The 6,018-nt window shown below is 54.3% G+C and carries 6 protein-coding genes; all 6 read left to right on the forward strand.

What is annotated here, in order from left to right:
- Positions 1 to 300, forward strand: a 300-nt coding sequence (locus tag GX016_10525; protein HHT71975.1) for a transporter substrate-binding domain-containing protein, incomplete at its 5' end; no start/stop codon positions are given.
- An 85-nt stretch (positions 301 to 385) separates the two neighbouring features.
- Positions 386 to 1,048, forward strand: coding sequence for an amino acid ABC transporter permease (locus tag GX016_10530; GenBank protein HHT71976.1), 663 nt, complete (start codon positions 386 to 388; stop codon positions 1,046 to 1,048).
- Positions 1,041 to 1,763, forward strand: a complete 723-nt coding sequence (locus GX016_10535) for an amino acid ABC transporter ATP-binding protein (protein ID HHT71977.1) — start codon at positions 1,041 to 1,043, stop codon at positions 1,761 to 1,763. Before GX016_10530 ends, GX016_10535 begins: the two co-directional genes overlap by 8 nt.
- A 217-nt stretch (positions 1,764 to 1,980) precedes the next feature.
- Entirely contained in the window at positions 1,981 to 2,514 is a 534-nt protein-coding gene (raiA, locus tag GX016_10540; GenBank protein HHT71978.1) for a ribosome-associated translation inhibitor RaiA, read from the forward strand.
- A 200-nt stretch (positions 2,515 to 2,714) separates the two neighbouring features.
- Positions 2,715 to 3,377, forward strand: coding sequence for a hypothetical protein (locus tag GX016_10545; protein HHT71979.1), 663 nt, complete (start codon positions 2,715 to 2,717; stop codon positions 3,375 to 3,377).
- Positions 3,378 to 3,490: 113 nt separating this feature from the next.
- Positions 3,491 to 6,018: preprotein translocase subunit SecA (gene secA / locus GX016_10550; protein HHT71980.1), on the forward strand; the 2,528-nt coding region annotated here is incomplete at its 3' end.

Below are 6,018 nucleotides of genomic sequence, written 5' to 3' on the forward strand. Positions count from 1 at the left end.
AAAGCGATTGATATTAAGGAAATCAAACGTTATGATAATTATCCCCAGGCATTCTTAGATCTTCAGCATGGTAACATCGAAGCTGTAGTTGTGGATGAGCCGGTGGGTAAGGCCTACGTAAAAGAGCATGGAGACAAGGTGAAACTGGTAAGTGAAGAGCCGTTTATAAAGGAGCTTACGGCCATCGCTTTTCGTAAGGGCGACACCGAGTTAGTTGAGAAGGTCAATGCAGTTCTTAAGAAGATTAAGGAAGACGGAACCTACGATAAAATGTATGATAAATGGCTTAAGGATGAGTAGCCAATGATGTCTGGGTGGCGGCCGGCGGGCAGTCTGCCGGCCGCCTCGGCCTGTGTTAACACCGGGGAGAGGGGAAACTGACTATATGAAATTAAGTGACTGGCGTGTGCTACCGGAGATCTTGCCGCTCATGCTGTCGGGACTTAGGGTGACGGTTACAATCACCTTTTTTTCTGTGTTGACGGGATTGGTTATTGGCACCATTGTGGGCCTGGCTCGGTTATCGCGCAATCGTTTGTTATATGTAATAACTACGGTTTATGTGGAAGTGATCAGGGGCACGCCGCTGATGGTACAGTTATTTTTGATTTATTATGCTCTGCCCGAAATTGGAATTCACCTGCCGCCGATGATTGCCGGCTGGGTAGCTTACAGCATCAACAGCGGTGCCTATGTGTCGGAAGTGGTGCGGGCGGGGATTCAGTCCATTGAGCGAGGGCAGATGGAGGCGGCTAGGTCCCTGGGTATGTCTTGGTGGCAGGGTATGCGTTATGTGGTGCTGCCGCAGGCTTTCCGGAACATTATGCCGCCGCTGGGCAACGAATTTATTATGCTACTTAAGGATTCTTCTTTGATGGCGGTTATTGCCGTGCCGGAGGTTATGCGCTATGCGAACCTGATGGTGGGGCGAAAAGGCGGTTATGCCCTGCCGATTTATGTTACGTCGGGGTTGTTGTACCTGATACTTACGCTGCCGCTGTCGCTGGTGGTGCGGCGGGCAGAAAGGGGGTTGGCGAAAGGTGATTGAACTTAAGAATGTGCATAAGCACTTTGGGCAGCTGCATGTGCTAAAGGGTATTACTAACCGGATCGAGTCCGGTGAAGTAGTGGTTATTATCGGACCGTCGGGTTCCGGTAAGAGCACGCTGCTTCGGTGCATCAACTACTTGGAGGAGCCCACTGAAGGCGAAATTGCCGTGGACGGGATTAAGCTCAATCACTCGGCCACCAATATTAATCGGGTTCGCCGGGAAGTGGGGATGGTGTTTCAGTCTTTTAATCTGTTCCCTCATATGACTGTAACTGATAATATTACCTTAGCTCCGAAGAAAGTACGGGGACTGGCGGAGACGGAAGCGGAAGAGATCGCTTTGGAGCTGCTGGAGAAGGTGGGGCTATCGGACAAAGCGACGGCGTATCCGCGACAGTTGTCCGGGGGGCAGCAGCAGCGAGTGGCTATTGCCCGGGCCTTAGCCATGCGGCCGAAGGTAATACTGTTTGATGAGCCTACATCGGCTCTTGATCCGGAGATGATCGGTGAAGTGCTGGACGTGATGAAAGCTTTGGCCAATGACGGTATGACCATGGTGGTGGTGAGCCATGAGATGGGCTTTGCCCGCGAGGTGGGTGACCGGGTGTTGTTTATGGACGACGGGAAGATTGTAGAGGAAGGGAAGCCGGAACAGGTGTTTTTCCATCCGCAGAATGAACGGACGCAGGCGTTTTTGAGTAAAATTCTGTAGTTTGGAACCAACCATGGGGACGCATGGGGACGGGCCCATTGGTTGGGACGACGAAGGGGAAAGATCCTTACCATTGTGCGGTCCGCAGGAGCACGGGCAGGCATATAGACGCGTTTCCGGTTGGTGGCGGCTCCGGTTTTTGTATGCATAGGCAGGATTTTCTCGCAGGGCGGGGAATAATATTAATGAGGCCCCATTGCTGAAAGGAGTGGTAAGCATGAGGATAATTGTTCGCGGCAAAAACATCGATGTCACTCCTGCTCTGCGCGACTACGTGGAAAAGAAAGTAGGCAAGCTGGCGAAACTCCTGGATGATGTGACCGAAGCGGTGGTGACCCTGGCGGTGGAACGGGAACGTCATATCGTGGAAGTTACTGTACCGGTGGGGGGAGGCCGATTGTTGCGGGGCGAGATGTCCAGCGGTGACATGTATGCTTCGATTGACATGGTGATGGATAAGCTGGAGAAACAAGCGGAAAAGTACAAGACTAAGCTGGCGCGGAAGATGAAGAACGGCAGTGTGCTGGATATTGTTCCCCAGCCCAGTCCGCCGACTGACCGGGAGCCGGTACCGCAGCTTGTTCGCACCAAACGTTTCCCAGTGAAACCTATGCCGGTGGAAGAGGCACTACTGCAGATGAACCTGTTGGGTCACGATTTCTTTGTCTTTCGCAATGCTGATACGGAAGAGGTGAATGTGGTTTATCGGCGCAAAGACGGGAACTATGGTTTGATTGAGCCCCTGCGCTAGCGGCGCTGGGATTAATAGGAGTACCGAAAACGAGGCTCGGTTTAACCGAGCCTCGTTATTTTACAGTCAGACAGGGGCTAAACTGTGGCGGTCGGGGCGGGATATGGTGGTTATTTTTGGAACCCGGCAGGACATTCCCGCCTCGGTGGAGAAACTATAGGCGTAACTGCTAGCGATTGAGACAGAAACGGGTGAGATGGATGATAGGGCGCGATAAACGGGCCTTAGTGGAGGAATACGAGCTAATCTTGCGCCAGGTCCGGGATGTTGTGTCGGTTCGGGTGGTGTTGGACGACACAAATTCAATCCAGGAGATTCATGTTCTGACTGGAAGGAGCCGCGGCCCGAAGCAAATTGTCCGGGACATTGAGTCGGTGTTGCTGGCGCAATTTAATACCCCGATCGATCATAAGAAGATAAGTGTGGCTCAGCTCGATTTGGGGTCGGGGAGGGCGGGGAAAGAGGCCGGGGAAGCAAAGGTAACGGCGGTAAATCTTAAGACAACAGGAGCCCAGTTCTACTGCAGTGTTATACTGGAAGTGGAGGGAGCGCAGTATGTGGGTGAAGCCCAGGGACCGGCGGCGTCGTGGAATCGGCTGCGCCTGGTGGCGGAGGCGACGCTGAGGGCGGTGGAACTGTATACCCAGCAGGAGGTGACTTTGGCCCTGGAGGATTTACGCTTATTTCAATTGGGCGAAAGCACAGTGGTCGTGGTTGCTGTTACCATGGTGCTGCCCCAGGCAGAAGAGACGGTGGCCGGAGCTTGGTTTGTCCGGGGAGAGGGCGGGACAGACGTGGCGCAAGCGGTGCTGAAAGCGGTGGGCAGTCACCTACCGATTGTGACAGCCGGCGGCAAGCCTTGAGGTAGCGCCCCGATGGTGGGCGCTTTTCTATTGTCTAGAGCGGGACGAAATGCTAGAATGAAGGAGCGGGTTTGAATTAGCCTGGCGGTACCCTAGAAAGAGAAGGTGCTTCGATGCTAGCGTTTTTTAAGAACATCTTTGATGATAACGAGCGAGATTTAAGACGCTTGGCCCCACAGGTTCAGCGGGTAAATGCATGGGAACAAGCTTTACAAGCCTTGCCCGATCAGGAGCTGAGGGCCAAGACAGACGAGTTTAGGGCCCGCCTGGGAGCCGGTGAAACCTTGGCTGATCTTTTGCCGGAGGCTTTTGCCGTGGTGCGGGAAGCTTCCCGGCGGACGTTGGGGCTACGCCATTTTGATGAACAAATCATGGGTGGCATTGTCTTGCACCAAGGGCGTATTGCCGAGATGAAAACCGGTGAGGGTAAGACCCTGGTGGCTACTTTGCCAGCTTATCTTAATGCGCTCAGCGGCCGGGGTGTGCATATTGTGACGGTGAATGACTACCTGGCCAAACGGGACAGCGAATGGATGGGGGTTATTTACAAGTTCTTGGGCCTTACGGTGGGGCTGATTGTTCATGGGCTGGATTTCGCTGCCCGCAAAACGGCCTACGCTGCCGACATCACTTACGGTACCAACAACGAATTCGGCTTTGATTATCTTCGGGATAACATGGTGCTGCAAGAGGACCAGATGGTGCAGCGGCCGTTTAACTATGCCATTATTGATGAGGTGGACAGCATCCTGATTGACGAGGCCCGGACACCGCTGATTATCTCCGGGCAGGTGGAGCAGTCCACTGAGCTATACTATCGATTTGCCCAAATAGTACCGCGCCTTAAGCCGGGGCAAGACTACGAAGTGGATGAGAAGGCGCGCACGGTGGCTCCGTCGGAACAAGGGGTGGCGAGGGTAGAGCGGATGCTGGGCGTGGAAAACTTGTACGCTGGAACTGATGGTGACGATCTGTCGCACTATCTGATGCAGGCTCTGAGAGCTAATGAACTGATGCAGCGCGATTGTGATTATGTGGTGAAAGACGGCCAAGTGATCATTGTAGATGAGTTTACCGGCCGGCTTATGTTCGGGCGCCGCTATAGCGACGGTCTGCACCAGGCTATTGAAGCTAAAGAAGGCGTTAAGATCGAGACTGAGAGCCAGACCCTGGCCCGGATTACGTTCCAGAATTTCTTCCGTATGTACAAGAAGCTGGCCGGTATGACCGGTACGGCGGCCACGGAAGAAGAGGAGTTTCGCAATATTTACGGCTTAGACGTGGTGGTAATCCCGACCCACGAGCCCATGATCCGAGTGGATTACCCCGATATGGTCTACAAGACCGAGGCCGGAAAGTTCAACGCCGTGTTGGCGGAGATACTGGACTGTAACCGGCGCGGCCAACCGGTGCTGGTGGGGACGGTGTCCATTGAGAAGTCGGAACAGCTGAGCGCCCTGCTCAAGCGGCAGGGTATTCCGCATCAGGTGCTAAATGCCAAATATCATGAACAAGAAGCGGAGATTGTGGCCCAGGCCGGGCGTTTGGGCAGTGTCACTATTGCCACTAATATGGCCGGCCGAGGTACCGATATTCTCCTGGGCGGCAATTCGCAGTTTTTGGCTAAAGAAGAGCTCGAACGCCAGGGGTATGACCTGGATTTGGTGGAGAAAGAATTGTATGAAGCGGTTGTAGCCGAAATGAAGAAGCAGTGTAAGCGGGAGCATGAGCAGGTGGTGGCGGCAGGGGGACTGCATATCATCGGCACCGAGCGCCATGAGGCCCGGCGCATCGACAACCAATTGCGCGGCCGCAGCGGACGCCAGGGGGACCCGGGGTCGTCACGCTTTTATCTGTCGCTGGAGGACGATCTGCTGCGGTTATTCGGGGGGGAGAATATCTCCCGGGTAATGGAGCGCTTAGGCCTGGAAGAAGATCAGCCCATTGAGCACAATCTGCTCTCTCGGGCAGTGGAAAACGCCCAAAAGAAGCTGGAGGGGCGGAACTTCGACATTAGAAAGCAGCTGCTGGAGTATGACGACGTAATGAACAGGCAGCGCGAGGTTATTTATGGGCAGCGCCAAGAAGTGCTGACCAAAACGGATCATCGGGAAGCTGTCCTCGGTATGACCAAGGCAGTGCTGGCCGATTATCTGTCTATCTACTGCAGCGAGAATGTGCTGCCGGAGGAGTGGGATCTAAAGGCGCTGCTGATGGTATTGGAGCAGACTTTCTTCCCGCCGCGGCTAGTGACAATGGCGGAGCTGGCCGGCAAAAGTAGGGAAGAGCTGGCGCTGTGGTTGGAGAAAAAAGTAGAAGCTTTATATGAGCAGCGGGAGGCCGAAATCGGAGCCGAGAGCATGCGCGAACTGGAACGGGTGGTTCTGCTGCGGGTGGTGGACAGCAAATGGATGGAACATCTGGACGCCATGGATGAGCTACGGGAAGGGATCGGGCTTCGGGCTTACGGCCAAAGAGATCCGCTGATAGAATACAAGCTGGAAGCGCATGAGATGTTCCAAGGAATGGTGGCCCGGATCCAGGAGGATACGGTACGCTACTTGTTTAAGATTAGGTTAACTGCCCAGGCACCCCAGCGTCGAAGCGCGGTGCGCAACGTCACCGCCGGCGGTGACAGCGA

Source organism: Bacillota bacterium (assembly GCA_012837285.1).
In the GTDB taxonomy this organism is placed as follows: domain Bacteria; phylum Bacillota; class DTU030; order DUMP01; family DUMP01; genus DUNI01.